The following is a 15,716-nucleotide window of genomic DNA, read 5'->3' on the forward strand; positions in this document are numbered from 1 at the left end:
GACAAGCCGGTTCAAGCAAGCATGAGCAGCATTATACGGGTCTGCTCGGGGACGTTCAGAGGATACAGGCAATCACCGTGCTGCACGTCTTTGTGGGCAAGAAGACACAGGACTACTCAGCCAACCATTCCAGACAAGCTTGCGGCAAAGCAGCCAAACCGGACTGGCTGTGATTACAACCCGGCACGATGCGAAAACGCGGCTCACCACCTTGTTGCTGCGCCAAAGCCTGCGCCAGTTCGCGGGTGCCATCCACCATGCGGCGCTCTTGCAAACGTAAACGACGCAGCTCGCGCTTGTCCTCAGGCATGGCTTCTTCTGCCGGGCCCAGGCTTTGCTCGAACTCGCCAACGGAGAACTGTACGGGCATCGTCATAGCGGCTTTGGGCAAGGGTTGGGCCAGCAGTCGAGCCAGATAGCCCTCCCCCCACCAGACCGAGGGGCTGGACACCACCAGTGCATCGAACAATTCTGGCTGTTGATACAGCAGATGCAAGGCAAACAGGCCACCCAGGGAATGGCCGCAGAGCAAACGCCGCTGCGCATTCAAAGGCGCCTGTGCGTAGGCCCAGGGCAAGAAAACGTCCTGCATCATGGCCAGAAAATCTGGCGCGTGGCCCGCTTCTCCATTGAGCGCGGGGGTGAAGTCCTGATCGCGCCAGACCTCCGCGCCATAACCTATCCCCAGCACGGCACAGGCTTGTGGAGCCTGCTTTTCAAAGGTGGCCAACACCGCTTCAAATTGCGGTAGATCAAGCACACACAGCAATGGCCAGCCCTGCGCAGGCGCTGGCACGTCCGGCCAGGCCAAAGTCAGACGATACTGTCGGCCCAATGGGGAAAGAAAATCCAAATGTTCAAGCTGCATAAAAGAATCGCGGTAAGGACGCCAAAGCCCGGCTGATGAACTATACTTTCTTTCTATGTAAACGGTTATCATTCAGACACTTAATGTCCACATCTGCTGTTCCGGCTCCTGCGCTGGCCGACTATCAACACATCCTCAGACGTCGCTGGCTCCTGGTTGGGGCCCTGGTTCTTGTGATTCTGGCCTCGATTGTGGCCGACTTCATGTTGGGGCCCTCGGGTCTTAGCCTGGGAGAACTGAGCCATGCGCTGTTCAACCCGGAACAGTCCGACCCGACCACCCGCGTTATCGTCTGGGAAATCCGCCTGCCTTATGCCTTGATGGCCATGGCCATTGGTTTGGCACTCGGCCTGTCCGGTGCGGAAATGCAGACCATTCTGAATAACCCACTGGCCAGCCCCTTTACCTTGGGGATTTCCTCGGCAGCGGCGTTTGGCGCGTCCCTGGCCATTGTGCTGGACCTGTCGATTCCCGGCATTCCGCAAGCCTGGACCATTGCCGCCAATGCCTTTATTTTCGCCCTGCTGTCCGCCATGCTGCTGGACGCGGTCGCCCGCTGGGGCGCCATGAGCACCGCCAATCTGGTGCTGTTTGGCATTGCGCTGGTGTTCTCCTTCAATGCACTGGTTTCGCTGGTGCAGTTTGTGGCCAGCGCCGAAGCCCTGCAAGGGCTGGTGTTCTGGACCATGGGCAGCCTGTCGCGCTCCTCCTGGGGCAAGGTCGGCATCATGCTGGCGGTGTTTGCGCTGATTCTGCCGCTGTCGCTGCGTGATACCTGGAAACTGACCGCCCTGCGTCTGGGTGAAGACCGCGCCACCAGCTTTGGTATCAATGTCTCACGCCTGCGCCTGGTGTCCTTGCTGCGTATCAGCTTGCTGGCCGCACTGGCCGTATCCTTTGTGGGCACCATCGGCTTTGTGGGCCTGATTGCGCCGCATATTGCCCGCCGCCTGTTTGGTGAAGATCACCGTTTCTACCTGCCCGGCAGTGCACTGGTCGGTGGGGTGATTCTGTCGCTGGCCTCGATTGCCTCGAAAAACATTGTGCCCGGCATCATTATTCCGGTCGGCATCGTCACCTCGCTGGTGGGTGTGCCCTTCTTCCTGGGCGTTGTGCTGCGACGCCAAATAAAGTGAACCATGCTTGAAGTCCACGATCTGAGCCTGTCTTACGGCAAACGCGAAATTCTGTCCAAGTTGACCATCGAGCCTTTGCAGCCCGGTCAGCTGGTGGCTTTGCTGGGCCCCAATGGTAGCGGCAAATCCACTCTGCTCAAGTCCCTGGCGGGGCTGCTCAAGCCCACCACCGGCGAGATCCTGCTGGACGGTCAGGAGCTGAGCGGCGTCAGCTTCGAGCAGCGCGCCCAAAAAGTGGTGTACCTGCCCCAATCCCTGCCCGCCTCGGTCCACCTGCGTGTGTTTGAATCCGTACTGGTGGCGGCCAATGCCTCGGCCCCTGGTGGCCACGCCCGCGATGTGGATCATGAGCACATCATGCACATCCTGCAACGCCTGGGCATTGCGCACTTGTCCATGCACTATCTGGACCAGCTTTCGGGCGGTCAGAAACAGCTGGTGGGCCTGGCGCAAGCCCTGATACGCAAGCCTACCCTGCTGCTGCTGGACGAACCCTTGTCGGCTCTGGACCTGAACTATCAATTCCACGTAATGGACTTGCTGGCCCAGGAAACCCACGACAACAATCTGATCACCCTGATCGTGCTGCATGACCTGAACGTAGCTCTGCGCCATAGTGACTATGCGCTGATGATTGAAGGCGGTGGTCTGCTAGCGCAAGGCGAGCCAGCCAAGGTGATTACCCCCAACTCGCTGGCCCAGGCTTATGGCGTCCGTGCCCGCGTGGAAAGCTGCTCGCAGGGCACCTTACAAATCATTATCGACGGGCTGCAAGAGCCTGTGCTGTGACCTTCGGAGAACCCATGAACATCCTGCGCCACCTGCTGCTGTCGCTGACCTTGCTCTTGCCTTTGGGCGTGCAGGCCCAGCCCATCGAAGTTACTGATGCCATGGGTCGTACCGTTACCCTGCCTGGCCCCGCCAAACGCATTGTGCTGACTCAGGCACGTCACTTCCCGGTACTGGCTTTGGTCCACCCCGAGCCAGCAAACCTGATTGCAGGCTGGTCGGACGAGTTCAAAACCTCCTTCTCCAACGAGTACAAGACCTATCTGAAGCGCTACCCGCAACTGGCCAGTATCCCTATTGTGGGTCGCCATACGGCAGACACCTTCTCGATCGAACAGGCCCTGGCCCTGCGTCCGGATCTGGTCGTGCTGACGGCCGCCTTTGCGGGCCTGACTCCCGGCCAGGACACACGCGACTCGGCCCTGATCCAGCGCCTGACTGCCGCCAAAGTGCCCGTCATTGTGATCGACTTCTTTGTGAACCCGCTGGAGAACACCGTACCCAGCCTGCGCGCATTGGGCTACGCCGTGGGTGAGAAAGAACGCACCGACGAGTTCATCCAGTTCTACGAAGAACACATGCAGGGCGTTGCCCAGCGACTGGCCGATCTGCCCAAGGAGGATCATCCGCCCGTTTTTGTGCATGCCCATGCAGGCAGCACGGACTGCTGCAACTCGCCCGGCGCAGGCACCTTTAACGACATGATCAGCTATGCAGGTGGCCACAATATTGGCGCGGATGTCCTGAAAAGCTCCACCGGCAAGCTGAATTTTGAATACATCAATTCCCGCGCGCCTGTGGTCTATGTGGCTACGGGCACAGGCGCAGGCAAGCGCACCACCTCCGGCGGATTGGCTATTGGCACAGGCGTCAGCGAAGACCAGGCTCGTAAAAGCCTGCAAGCCATTATTGACGGCAATCGTCTGCAAGCCCTGCCAGCCGTGCGCAGCGGCAATAGCCACGGCATCTGGCATGCCTTCAACGATTCGCCTTTGCACATGATCTTTATCGAAGCACTGGCCGCCTGGATTCACCCCGACCGCTTCCAGGGCGTCTCGGCTCTGAAAACACTGGAAGAAGTGAACCAGCGCTTCCTGACCGTGCCGATGGAAGGCACCTACATGATTGATTTGAAGTCCGCCCTCTAAGCCTTCATGTCACGCCTGATTCCACTGGAACTGCCGCCTGCGGGCGGCCATCCCCATCACGTCTTGCTACGCCTGCCAGACAGCAAGCCAGAACACGGCCCCCTGCCTTTGCTGTGCCTGCTCGATGGTCAGTGGACCTTGCCCTTGCTGGAAGAAAGCGGCCACCCCGCCTTGCAGCACTGCGCGATTCTGTCGCTGGGTTACCAAGGCGAGCGCGATCAGATCACACGTTATCGCGCCCTGGATTACACCCCGCCCAGCCCGGACGGCACTCTATGGGAAGACCCACGCGTCCCCCAATGGCAGGCGGGTGGCGCTCCTGCCATGATCGAACAAGTGCGTATGGCACTAGCCTTGGCCCAAAGCATGGAGCCTGCGCTGACCCGTTCGCGCATCAGCCTGTACGGCCACTCCTACGCTGGTCTGTTTGTGCTGTATGCCCTTAGCCGGCAAAGCCTGCCCATTCAGCACTACCTGTGCGCCAGCCCTTCCTTGTGGTGGCGTGATCCCCTGATCTGGACCTTGCTGGAGCGGGTAGACAAGCCGGTACTGGTAGATATTCTGGCCGGTGCCTCCGAGGCCTGGTATCCGCTTAGCGCTCAGGCAGCGGGCCCGGAAGGACGCAAAAATGGTGTGCCTACCCTGCCCACCATGCAAAAACTCCAAGCGCACTTGCAAGCCCAAGGCATGCAGGCGAATCTGCATGTTCTGCCCGGAGCCGGCCACGGCCACGTTCTGGCACAAGCCACCTTGCGTGCCCTGGAACTGGCTTGTGGCGCGGCTTAGCCGTGTTCTCCCGGCGCGCATGACACGCCTTTTCACTTCATATCCAAGTTTTCCCGCCCTAGGGTAACTCCCCCCATTCATCCTCTTGTTTTAGGCCTCAACTTCTTTTAGTCTGTATTTATATGCAAGTGCATAGAAATCAAAAAAAGAGATTGGAGACAAACATGAAGGTAGCGGTATTAGGTGGCGGGCACGGTTGTTACGCAGCAGCGGCAGACTTGAGCGAACAGGGCCACGAGGTCCGTTTATGGCGTCGTGATACGGCCCAGTTGCAGCCCTTGCTGGACCGTCCAGTCATGACCTTGAAAGACGAAGCAGGCGAGCGCGAAATCCCCATTGCCAAAGTCTGCGCCGATATTGGCGAGGCCATCGCCGGTGCCGATCTGGTACTGATCCCTTCGCCCGCCATTGCCCAAACCGATATTGCCCGCGTCATGGCTCCGCACCTGACAGACGGCCAGGTCGTATTTCTGCCCCCAGGCACCTTTGGCTCCTTCATCATGAGCGAGATCGTGCGCGGCACCGGCAACAAGGCCGATGTCAGCTGGGCCGAAACCGGCACCCTGCCCTGGCTGGCTCGCAAACATGGCGATACCGTCATCAACATCACCACCCGCGCCACCCGCCTGCCTACTGGCGTGTACCCTGCGCGCAATACCGATCACGCCCTGGATGTGATTGGCAAGGTCTTCCCCAGCGTGGAGCGCTGCGAAGATGCCCTGTCCGGTGCCCTGATGAACGCCGGCCCCATCATCCACCCACCGCTGATCATGATGAACGCCGGCCCGCTGGAGCACTTCCCGGCCTGGGACATTCATAACGAAGGCACTCAGCCTTCGGTCCGTGCCGTGACCACGCAACTGGACAATGAGCGCATGCGCATTCGTGAAGCGCTGGGCTACGGTGCCCCGCACTTCCCGCTGTCCGACCATTATGAAAACGATCAGTGGATGTATGGCGACCGTTCCTCGCACTCCAAGCTGGTGAAAAGCGGCGACTGGCGCGAGAAGATCGACCTGCACGAACACCGTTACATGCGTGAAGACACCATGCTGGGTCTGGCCTTCTTTGCATCGGTAGCCGACTGGGCCGGTGTAGATGCTCCCGTCACCAAAGGCTTGCTGGCGATTGCCGGTGCCATCGTGGGTGAAGATTTGCGCCAAGGCCAACGCACACTGGCCAGCCTGGGTCTGGACACGATGAGCCGCGAGCAACTGCAAGAGATGTTGCAAGCCGGGAGAGCCTGATGAACGCGCCCGCCCCGATCAAACGTATCGTTGCGGTGGGCGCAGGTCGCATGGGGCGGGGCATCGCCCTGGCCTATGCGCTGCGCGGCCAAGCCGTGACCTTACTGGATTTCAAACCCCGTCAGCCTGCTGATAGTGTCCGTCTGGAAGCCGAAATACGCCAGGAATTGCGTGCCACGCTGGAACAACTGGCCGACCTGGGCATGTTCGCCACCGAACAGATCGACGGCCATCTGGCCTGCATCAGCGTCGCCCCCTTGAGCGCAGCGGCGCAAGTGCTGGGCCAGGCCGATCTGATTTATGAAGGCGTGCCCGAAACACAAGAAGCCAAGACCGACGCCCTGGGACGTATCGGTGAACTGGCCCGGCCCGATGCGCTGATCGCCTCCACCACTTCCACCATGCTGGCCTCGGATCTGGCCCCCATGTTGAGCCATCCGGAGCGTTTCCTGAACGCACATTGGCTTAACCCGGCATTCCTGATTCCACTGGTCGAAATCAGTGCCCACCCCGGCACCAGCGAGCAGACCTTGAGCCGTCTGCAAAGCAATCTGGAATCCATCGGCAAAGTGCCTGTGGTCTGTGGTTGCCACCCCGGTTTCATCGTTCCACGCCTGCAAACCCTGATCATGAACGAGGCCGCTCGCATGGTTGAGGAAGGCGTAGCCAGCGCAGCCGATATTGATAAGGCCACCCGATACGGCCTGGGTTTCCGCTTTGCCAGCATCGGCGTGCTGGAGTTCATCGACTACGGCGGCAACGACATTCTGTATCACGCCGGGCAATACCTGTCGCAGAACCTGGACCCGGAACGCTACGCCGTACCCGACATCATCACCCGTTATATGGAAAGTGGACGCAACGGTCTGCGCAGCGGACAAGGCTTTCACGAATACCCGGTGGACCAGCAACAAGCGTATCGACGCGACGTGCTGGCCCGCGTACTGGGAATGCTGGATCACATCGGCCTGGCCCCTGCCCGCGCCGAACACCTTGCCAAGGAGACACAGGAATGAAAAAAGACTCCCACGCTGCGCCTTCGTCTTGCTGCCCTCCAAGAGGGCGCTCTTCATCTTGGGACGGCCCTGCGATGAAGAAAACCGCTGCGTTGCTGTTTGCCCTGATGAGCTGTCACGGTCTGAGCCAGGCTCAGGAAGTCCCCACCTTGCGGGTAGGCTGGACCATTCCGGGCGAGGAAGCCAAATACCTGATGGCCAAGCGCCCCGAGCTGTTCCCGCAACTGGGCAAGAAATATCAAATCCAGTGGACTCAGTTCCAGGGCACTTCGCCCATGGTGCAAGCCATGCGTGCTGGCGTTCTGGAATGCTCCACCATGGCCCCCATGTCGCTGGCCAATGGCGCTATTGAAAGCGGTCTGGAAGCCTATATCGTGGCCCAGCACGTGCACTCGGACGATGACCACTTCTCCGTCTACTGGGCCGTGAAGGAAGACAGCCCGATCAAGACCGCGGCGGACCTGAAAGGCAAGGTCATTGGCACCAATGCTTATGGAGCCGGTGTGTACTTCGACATGCTGCTGTGGCTGCGCCAGAACGGTATTGACCCGGACAAGGATGTAAAAATCGTTGAAACCGGCTTTCCACCTGCAGCTGACGCGATTCGCAGTGGCCGTATTGATGCCGGTCCCATGGCCCAGCCCTTTGCCCTGCTGAACGAGAAGAAAGGCGGTTTGCGCAAACTGTTCTCCCTGTCCGAAGTGGCCAGCCCATCCGTACAGATTTTCGAAGCCTGCAGCAAATCCTATAGCGACGCCAATCCCGAAGTGGTGCGCGCCTATGTGCAGGACTTGAAAACAGCCATGGGCATGCTCAGCAAAGATCCTGCACTGGCCGTAGAAGTCACGGCACAAATTACCCGTGCGCCCAAGGACTTGCTGGCCCAGTACCTGTTCACCGACAAGGACTTTGCCCGCGTCCCGGATATGCAGCCCAATCTGGAATCCATCCAGGGCACCTACGACCGCTATCACAAGGCTGGTTTCCTGAAGAAAGCCTTGAACGTGCAGGACTTTTATCGGGCTGATTTACGCGAGGCAACACCATGATTGAACTGGATGGTGTCGGTAAAACCTTTAACACCCGGCAGGGCCGCAGCCATACGGCCCTGCAAGACATCGCCCTGAACATTCCGGCAGGGCGTTTTGTGTCTATTCTGGGACCCAGCGGTTGCGGCAAAAGCACCCTGCTCTATATGTTAGGGGGCTTTGAGTCCTGCTCCAGCGGCCAGATCCGCGTCAAGGGCAAGCCCATTACCGGCCCAGGCCCAGACCGGGGCCCGGTATTTCAGGAATACGCCCTGTTCCCCTGGAAAACCGTGCTGGGAAACGTGGCCTACGGCATGCGCGAACAAGGCATGCCCAAGGACCAGGCCGAACAGCGCGCCAGCGAATGGCTGGACAAGGTCAAGCTGGGGCCTTACGCCTCCTTCTATCCACGTGAACTGTCCGGCGGTATGCGTCAGCGTGCGGCCATCGCCCGCACCCTGGCCTATGAGCCGGACATCCTGCTGATGGACGAGCCCTTCGGGGCGCTGGATGCCCACACGCGCGTCACCCTGCAAACGGAACTGCTCAGCTTGTGGGAGCAGTTACGCAACACCGTGGTCTTTGTGACGCACGGCGTGGACGAGGCCGTCTTCCTGTCCGATACCGTGATTGTCATGACTGGCTCGCCCGGCCGTATCAAGGAGGTGGTGGAGATTGACTTGCCCCGCCCCCGCGTCCGTAGCGAGCTGCTGCGCAATCCGGTCTATCAGGAAACCATTATTCGTCTGGAGCAATCCTTGATGGCGGAGGCCCACCCATGACGCCACAGCACTGGTATGAACATCGCTGGGCCTCCTTGGTCATGGCGGCCATTCTGGTGCTGCTGGCCTGGGCAGGGCTGGCACGTTGGGTAGGGCTGGATTCCTTCCCCAGCCCTTGGGCGGCCTTGGGCGAACTGCCTGCCCTGATCAGCGACCCGATGGCCTGGTCGGCAATCCTGCAGTCGGTTGGCCGCATGTTTGCCGGTTATGCCCTGGCACTGGTCGTGGCCGTCCCCCTGGGTCTGGCCATGGGCCGCAGCCGCCTGGTCTATACCGCTTTCTATCCTCTGGTGGCCCTGGCCTATCCCATGCCCAAAGCGGCCTTGATGCCGATCTTGATGCTGTGGTTCGGTCTGGGGGATTTCTCCAAGATCCTGGTTATTGCGCTGGGCGTGTCCCTGCCTTTGCTCTATCACAGCTATCACGGCGCAACCCGCATCGAGCCCAAGCTGATCTGGGTCGCCCAGTCCATGGGCATGGGGCCCATTGCCCGTCTGGGCAAGATTGTTCTGCCCGCCTCCTTGCCGGAAGTCATGATTGGCTGCCGGGTCGGGGTGGTCATGGCCCTGATCGTGATGGTGTCCTCCGAGATGATTGCGCGTCAGGAAGGTATAGGCAATCTGCTGTTCACCTCCATGGATATGGCGCAGTACTCCACGGTGTATGCCGTCATCATGCTACTGGCCGTGCTGGGCATTGCCTGCGATGCGCTGTTCGAGTTTGTCCGCAAACGCTGCACACACTGGCATGACTCGACCCAGAGCCTGATGGACAAAGGATGACGCTATGACCACCAAAACCTTAGCCTCACCGGGACAAGCTATGCGTTCTACTCAAACCCGCCCGGCCAAACGCCGGGATTTGTCGGGACTGTCTTTATGCATCAGTCCGGCCCTGATGCTGATTGTCTGGGAGCTGTGCACCCGCTCGGGCTGGGTCAGCCCGCAGTTGCTGCCTGCCCCCTCTTCCATTCTGATGCGTGTATTGGAACTGGCCGGTCAGGCGGACTTCTGGCAGAACCTGGGCATCACCGTCTACCGCCTGATCAGTGGTTTGCTGATTGCCTGTGTGGCCGGTGTGGCCCTGGCGCTGATTGCACAGCTGACGCGCTGGAGCTCGTTTCTGCTGGATGCCCTGATCCGTCTGCTGGCCCCTATCCCCAAGATCGCCCTTTACCCGGCACTGATCCTGATCATGGGGTTTGAAAGCTCATCGAAAATCGCTCTGGTGGTCTCGGATGCGATTTTCCCTGTGCTGATGGCCAGTTGGGTGGCTGCGCAAACGGTGGACCGCAAGCTGATCTGGTCGGCGCGTGCCGCCGGGACATCTCGCAGCGCCTGCCTGTGGAAAATCATTTTGCCCGCCATCAGCCCGACCGTGCTGGCCGGTGTACGGGTGGCAGGCGTCATTGCCTGCGTGGTGGTCTTTCTGGCCGAGATGATTGCCTCCACCGACGGTCTGGGCCATATGCTGACCGCCGCCGCACGCAGCTACCGCACGATTGATATGTTTGTACCCTTGGTCTGGATCTGTGTGCTGGGCTTCGCACTGAACCTGACGATTGCCGCTTTGCAGCGCAAAGTGGATCATACGAACTGACACTGAACCAACCACTTGCCCGGCCAATGGCAGCGCTGGTCGGGCTTTCGCAGGCTCACTCAATCACTCTGAACGAGTAGCCTGCTTTTTTTTTGCATCAAGGAAGCCGCTTCACTATGGCCAGCCGTACTCTGACTGACGCCTATACCGGGCACGATACGTTTATCCCCTATCTGCTCAATCGCAGCACCTCGGCCTTAAATGCTGACTTTCAAACCTTGCTGCGCAGCCATGAACTGACCTTGCTGCACTGGCGCGTGCTGGCATTTCTGAACGAAACCGATGGCCTGGGCGTCAGTACCCTGGCGCAATATACCGACGTGGATCAAACCACCTTGTCGCGCGCCCTGGTGGTAATGGAAAACGCGGGCCACCTGTCCCGCCAGCCCGACCCGCTGGACCAGCGCCGTGTACTGATCCATCTGCATGAGCAAGGTCGCCAGCACTTTCTGCGTGTTCTGCCCGCGGCTCTGGACATTCATCACCGCGCCATCCAGGGCTTTTCGGCGGAAGAACTGACCCAGTTGCGCCAGTTCCTGAACCGCATTCGCGCCAATATCAATGGAGATGCGCGCTAAATAGCCCGCCCCTGTGCGTTTTTATAAAGCGTCCGCGTGACCGTTTTCATACCGTTGTCACCCTGAATCCGCCCCCAATCGGGGCGCGTTGCCTTTAAAGACCCACGCACGAAATGGACATTCAAGGGTATGAGCCTTTATTTACGTCAGGAAAGACCATAAAATGATAATGATTAACATTTAGTAGCGCAGCCTCCTGCCTGAGATGTCCTGCCAGGCAAGCTTGGCTTTCTTACGGAAAATAAGATCTCGTGACTCTCTCCCCTACCCGTGCTGGACGTCGCCAGCTTTTGCTGGCTGCCGCAGCCAGCCCTTTGCTGTTTGGCGTTCCCCGCCTGCTTCGCGCCCAAGACGGTCCCCTGAAAATTGCCCTGCTGACATCCTTGTCCGGCCCCTTCGCCTCCTTGGGCGAAAGCATGCGCGCCGGTCTGGAGTTGATGCTGCAACAGTGCAATTACGAGATGGGCGGGCGCAAGGTGCAGTTGCTGGTAGAAGACGACCACGGCAAACCGGACGAAGCCATCCGTAAAGTGCGCAAGCTGATCGAGCGCGACAAGATCGACGTTCTGGGCGGTGTCATCAGCGCCAATATCGCACTGGCCATTCGTGACATCGTGCACGATGCGCAACTGCCTACCTTCATTTCCAATGCCGCTGCCAATGGCCTGGCTCGTGAAGCAGCCAGCCCCTACGTATTCCGCCCCACCAAAACCAGCTGGATGCTGGGCCACACCGGCGCCTTGTGGGCCTTCGAGCACATTGAAAAATCCGGCGGCATCACGCTGGGTTCGGACTACACCGCTGGCCGCGAATACATTGAAGACTTCGCCAATACTTATCAGGAACAAGGCGGCACGCTGGGTGAGCGGATCTGGACGCCCTTGGGCACACCCGACTTCGCACCTATCCTGATGAATCTGGCCGCCAGCAATCCCAAGTTTGTCTACACGTTTCTGGCCGGTGCCGACGCTGTGCGTTTCCACCAGCAAATGCAGGACTACCAACTGCACGGCAAGATCCAGATCGTGGGCCCCGGTGCCCTGTTCGATCAGGAAGACGTGATTACCGCTGTGGGCGAAGCTGCTTTGGGTGGCGTCAGTACCTTCCACCAATCGCCCGGCGCTCCGGCTGCCCAGGACTTTGTGGCTGCTTACCAGGCCAGCCGTGGCCGTTTGCCCGGCGAAGCCAGCACCTCCGGTTACGTGACCGGCCAGGTCATCAAGGCCGGTCTGGATGCGGTCAAGGGTGATTTGTCCAACAAAGTGGCCTTCAAACAGGCCCTGCTGGACAAACCTATCAACACCGCCTTTGGCCCCATGGCTTTTGACCCGCGCAATAACCAGTCCATTCTGGATATTTACGTCAACCGGGTGGAAAAAGACGCGCAAGGTCGCCCCTTTAACACGGTGGTCCACACTTACCAGCGTATCCAGGACCCCGGCCCGCGTTCTTGAGCTCCACCTTGTCTTATTTTCTGCTTCAAATCCTCAATGCCCTGTCCTTCTCAGCACTGCTGATGTTGGCGGGGCTGGGGCTGTCTTTAGTGCTCAGCCTGATGAACTTCATCAACCTGACACACGGCTCTTTTTTCCTGCTGGGCGGCTATATCAGCGTCCAGTGGCTGGCATCCGGCGCGCCCTGGTGGCTGGCCTTTCCCGCCGCTTTCGCACTGTGCGGGCTGATGGGCCTGTTGCTGGACCGCTTCCCCTTTCGCCAGTTCTACCAGCGCACCCACTTGATGCAGGTGCTGCTGACCTACGGCCTGTCCGTCATTCTGGCGGATTTGATGCGCTGGGGCTTCAGCGCCGACACGCTCTCGCCCATGCTGCCGCAAGTGCTGCGTGGCGGCGTGTGGATCATGGGCCTGCCCTTCCCCACCTATCGTCTGTTCCTGATCGTCACCGGCCTGACGCTGGCCTTGCTGTTCTGGTTCCTGCTGGATCGCACCCTGTGGGGTGCCGCCATTCGCGCTTGCGTGCAGGACGCCCAGATTGTCGAGACCCTGGGCTTGAACTCGCGTCGCCTGTTTGCCATCGGCATGGCGCTGGCCGCTGGTCTGGCCGGTTTGGGCGGCGCCCTGGGCGCTGGCATGCTGTCGGTTTACCCCGGTCTGGATGAAGAAATCCTCTTGCTGGCCTTGCTGGTGGTGGTCATTGGCGGCTTGAACTCGGTACGCGGCACCTTGCTGTGCGCGCTGATTCTGGGTTTCGTCACCACCTTTGCCCGCGTCTGGGTTCCAGCCTTTGCCAATGCCGCCACCCTGGCCGTCATGCTGGGCCTTCTGCTTTGCTGGCCCAATGGCTTGAGCAAATCCGCTACGCGTCAGGTTTAAATGAACAAGCTCAACACCTGTCTGCTGCGCACTGGACTTTGGCCTGCTCTGGCTTGCCTGGTCTTGCTGAGCAGCTATTTCTGGGGCGACGCCTTCTTATGGCGCTTTGGCACCGAAGCTCTACTGATCGGTTGCGCTGTCCTTAGCATCAACCTACTGATAGGTTACGGCGGCCTGGTAACCCTGGGCCACGGTGCGGTTTTCGGCTTTGCCGCCTACGCCACCGCCGTCAGCAGCCAGTATTGGGGCGCGTCCCTGCCGCTGATGCTGCTGGTGGGCATTGGGGCGGGCACCCTGTTGTCCATATTGATGGCGCTGATCAGCCTGCGCAGTTCCGAGCTGTTTTTCATGGTGGCTACGCTGGTCGCCGGTCAATTGATCTGGGAAGTCGCGTTTCGCTGGCGTGATGTCACGGGCGGTGCCGATGGCCTGCGCGGTTTCCCGCGTCTGAGCCTGGGCGATCTGCCCTTGAGCGCCCCCTACACCCTGATGATTCTGGCCCTGGCGCTGGCGGTCATCTGCTGGTTGCTGCTGCGTTCTTTCAGCCGCGCCCCAATCGGGCTGGCCTTGACCGGTCTGCGCGATCAGCCCTTGCGCATGGCCGCCCTGGGTTATCAGGCATGGCGTATCCGCCTTTACACCTTCATGATTGCAGGTGCGGTAGCAGGTGCTGCTGGCGGCCTGTATCCCTTTGCGAATCAGTACGTCAGCCCGCAACAAGTGCATTGGAGCTTCTCGGCCACGCTCATCATCATGGGTGTGATCGGTGGCATACGCACCTGGCGCGGCGCATTTATTGGGGCCACCTTCTATCTGTTTGCCCAGACCTACCTGAGCTCCTACACGGATCGTTGGCAGTTACTGGTAGGTTTGATCTTTGTGCTGACAGTTCTGTTCATGCCCAATGGTCTGGCAGAACGACGCAAGAGGTCTGCATGAGCGTTTTATTAAGCACTCGCGAACTGGCCTTGCATGTAGGCGGTCTGGATATCCTGACGGACGTCAGCCTGGAGCTGCGTGCGGGCGAAACCCTGGGGCTGATTGGCCCCAATGGCGCAGGTAAAACCACACTGTTCAACATCATCAGTGGTCTGGCCACTCCTTCCAGCGGTCAGGTGTTCCTGGAAGGCAAGGACCTGCGCAGTCTGGGCCCGATTGAACGCGCCAAACAAGGTATGGTGCGCAGCTTTCAGACCAGCCGTATTTTTCCTGAACTGACCCTGCTGCAAAACCTGGCTCTGGCCGTGCGCATCAAAAAAGATTGCGCCTACCTCTGGTGGGGCCGCAAGGCCGCCCGCGCCGCCAGCCAAGAAGCAGCCGAAGCATTGCTGGAACATAGCGCCCTGGCCGGCCGGGGCCATGTGCTGGGTCGATCCCTGTCCTATGGAGAGCAGCGCATTCTGGATTTGCTGATCGCCCTGGCGCAGCAACCCCGCGTGCTCTTGCTGGACGAGCCTACCGCTGGTCTGTCCGAGTCCGAATCGCGTGAAGTCATGGCATTGGTCCACGCCATGCGCGGCCAATGTGCCGTGCTGCTGATCAGCCATGACATTGATATTGTTTTCCAGGAATGTGACCGGATTGCCGTGCTGTCATCGGGCAGCTTGTTGACCTGCGACACCCCGGACGCCGTGCGCCAGCACGAAGGCGCGCGTCAGGCCTATCTGGGCGAACTGGCTTTGGAGGCGGCATGAGCACAGCGCTGAACATCTCCGGCCTGCATGCACGCTACGACCGTGCCGACATTCTGCAAGAAATTTCGCTGGATATCCCCGCCGGGCAAAGTGTGGCCCTGCTGGGCCGCAACGGCGCCGGAAAAACCAGCCTGCTGCACTGCCTGTTCAATATGGGCCCGCAGTGGAGCGGACAAATCAATGTGCACGGGAAAAACATTGCAGGTTGGCCCACGCACAAAATCGCCCTGCTGGGCATGGCTTTAGTGCCCCAAGGCCGAGGCCGTTTCCCAACGCTGACCGTGCAGGAAAGCCTGCGTTTGGCCGGGCTGGCACGACGTCCGCGCTCGGATGATCGTTGGACGCTGAACAGCATCTACGAAGCCATGCCGCGTCTGTACGAACGCCGCCAGTCCTCCTGCTCCGCCTTGAGCGGTGGCGAACGACAGTTGCTGGCACTGGCCCGTGCGCTGCTGACGCAGTCCTCCATTATTGTTCTGGACGAACCCAGCGAAGGCCTGGCACCCATGACGATTCAGGACACCTTGCTGCCGCAGCTGCAAACGCTGAACGAGCAAGGCATTACCGTACTGATCGCCGAACAGAATTTAAGTCTGGCTCTGCAGTTGGCCGAACGCGCTTTGTTATTGGGTAATGGTCAACTGGTGTATGACGGCCCTGCCGAGCAACTGCGCCAGGACGCCGCCCTTTTGCAACGCCATTTGGGACTTTGA

At 59.8% G+C, this 15,716-nt stretch carries 17 protein-coding genes; 16 read left to right on the plus strand and 1 reads right to left on the minus strand.

What is annotated here, in order from left to right; all coding sequences use genetic code 11:
- Nucleotides 1–112: 112 nt before the first annotated feature.
- Nucleotides 113–868 (minus strand): alpha/beta hydrolase, encoded by a 756-nt coding sequence (locus MID00_RS06495; protein ID WP_009462809.1) that lies wholly within the window; start codon nt 866–868, stop codon nt 113–115.
- 83 nt (nt 869–951) lie between these two features.
- Here MID00_RS06495 and MID00_RS06500 point away from each other — a divergent pair, with 83 nt between their 5' ends.
- The 16 genes from MID00_RS06500 to MID00_RS06575 all read left to right on the plus strand — a co-directional run bounded on the left by MID00_RS06500 (nt 952) and on the right by MID00_RS06575 (nt 15,716).
- Nucleotides 952–2,004, plus strand: coding sequence for an iron ABC transporter permease (locus MID00_RS06500; protein ID WP_021447070.1), 1,053 nt, complete (start codon nt 952–954; stop codon nt 2,002–2,004).
- Between the two features lie 3 nt (nt 2,005–2,007).
- Entirely contained in the window at nt 2,008–2,793 is a 786-nt protein-coding gene (locus MID00_RS06505) for an ABC transporter ATP-binding protein (RefSeq protein ID WP_021447071.1), read from the plus strand.
- A 14-nt stretch (nt 2,794–2,807) separates the two neighbouring features.
- Nucleotides 2,808–3,941, plus strand: coding sequence for an ABC transporter substrate-binding protein (locus MID00_RS06510; protein WP_254500043.1), 1,134 nt, complete (start codon nt 2,808–2,810; stop codon nt 3,939–3,941).
- A gap of 6 nt (nt 3,942–3,947) precedes the next feature.
- On the plus strand, nt 3,948–4,727 hold the full coding sequence (locus MID00_RS06515) for an alpha/beta hydrolase (protein ID WP_009462823.1): 780 nt from the start codon (nt 3,948–3,950) through the stop codon (nt 4,725–4,727).
- A 164-nt stretch (nt 4,728–4,891) separates the two neighbouring features.
- On the plus strand, nt 4,892–5,974 hold the full coding sequence (locus MID00_RS06520; protein WP_060186119.1) for an NAD/NADP-dependent octopine/nopaline dehydrogenase family protein: 1,083 nt from the start codon (nt 4,892–4,894) through the stop codon (nt 5,972–5,974).
- Nucleotides 5,974–6,990 carry a 3-hydroxybutyryl-CoA dehydrogenase gene (locus tag MID00_RS06525; RefSeq protein WP_254500045.1) on the plus strand — a complete coding sequence of 339 codons (1,017 nt, stop codon included), beginning with the start codon at nt 5,974–5,976 and terminating at the stop codon, nt 6,988–6,990. The genes MID00_RS06520 and MID00_RS06525 overlap by 1 nt, the downstream gene beginning before the upstream one ends.
- 74 nt (nt 6,991–7,064) lie before the next feature.
- Nucleotides 7,065–8,039, plus strand: coding sequence for an ABC transporter substrate-binding protein (locus tag MID00_RS06530; RefSeq protein ID WP_009462834.1), 975 nt, complete (start codon nt 7,065–7,067; stop codon nt 8,037–8,039).
- Nucleotides 8,036–8,800, plus strand: a complete 765-nt coding sequence (locus tag MID00_RS06535; RefSeq protein ID WP_254500047.1) for an ABC transporter ATP-binding protein — start codon at nt 8,036–8,038, stop codon at nt 8,798–8,800. The genes MID00_RS06530 and MID00_RS06535 overlap by 4 nt, the downstream gene beginning before the upstream one ends.
- Nucleotides 8,797–9,582, plus strand: a complete 786-nt coding sequence (locus MID00_RS06540) for an ABC transporter permease (RefSeq protein ID WP_035268452.1) — start codon at nt 8,797–8,799, stop codon at nt 9,580–9,582. Before MID00_RS06535 ends, MID00_RS06540 begins: the two co-directional genes overlap by 4 nt.
- 40 nt (nt 9,583–9,622) lie before the next feature.
- The gene (locus tag MID00_RS06545) at nt 9,623–10,399 is read left to right on the plus strand and encodes an ABC transporter permease (RefSeq protein WP_226349577.1); all 777 of its coding nucleotides are present in this window, start codon (nt 9,623–9,625) and stop codon (nt 10,397–10,399) included.
- Nucleotides 10,400–10,515: 116 nt separating this feature from the next.
- On the plus strand, nt 10,516–10,977 hold the full coding sequence (locus MID00_RS06550) for a MarR family winged helix-turn-helix transcriptional regulator (protein WP_009462841.1): 462 nt from the start codon (nt 10,516–10,518) through the stop codon (nt 10,975–10,977).
- 251 nt (nt 10,978–11,228) lie between these two features.
- On the plus strand, nt 11,229–12,431 hold the full coding sequence (locus tag MID00_RS06555; protein WP_254500049.1) for an ABC transporter substrate-binding protein: 1,203 nt from the start codon (nt 11,229–11,231) through the stop codon (nt 12,429–12,431).
- An 8-nt stretch (nt 12,432–12,439) separates the two neighbouring features.
- Nucleotides 12,440–13,309, plus strand: coding sequence for a branched-chain amino acid ABC transporter permease (locus tag MID00_RS06560; RefSeq protein WP_035268872.1), 870 nt, complete (start codon nt 12,440–12,442; stop codon nt 13,307–13,309).
- Nucleotides 13,310–14,248, plus strand: a complete 939-nt coding sequence (locus MID00_RS06565) for a branched-chain amino acid ABC transporter permease (protein WP_137430833.1) — start codon at nt 13,310–13,312, stop codon at nt 14,246–14,248.
- Nucleotides 14,245–15,003: an ABC transporter ATP-binding protein gene (locus MID00_RS06570; RefSeq protein ID WP_254500050.1), complete on the plus strand. Its 759-nt coding sequence runs from the start codon at nt 14,245–14,247 to the stop codon at nt 15,001–15,003. Before MID00_RS06565 ends, MID00_RS06570 begins: the two co-directional genes overlap by 4 nt.
- A complete protein-coding gene (locus MID00_RS06575) occupies nt 15,000–15,716 on the plus strand; it encodes an ABC transporter ATP-binding protein (RefSeq protein ID WP_009462853.1) in 717 nt (238 codons plus the stop codon). The genes MID00_RS06570 and MID00_RS06575 overlap by 4 nt, the downstream gene beginning before the upstream one ends.

Origin of the sequence: Alcaligenes sp. NLF5-7 (genome assembly GCF_024266725.1) — a bacterium.
Taxonomy (GTDB): domain Bacteria; phylum Pseudomonadota; class Gammaproteobacteria; order Burkholderiales; family Burkholderiaceae_B; genus Alcaligenes; species Alcaligenes phenolicus.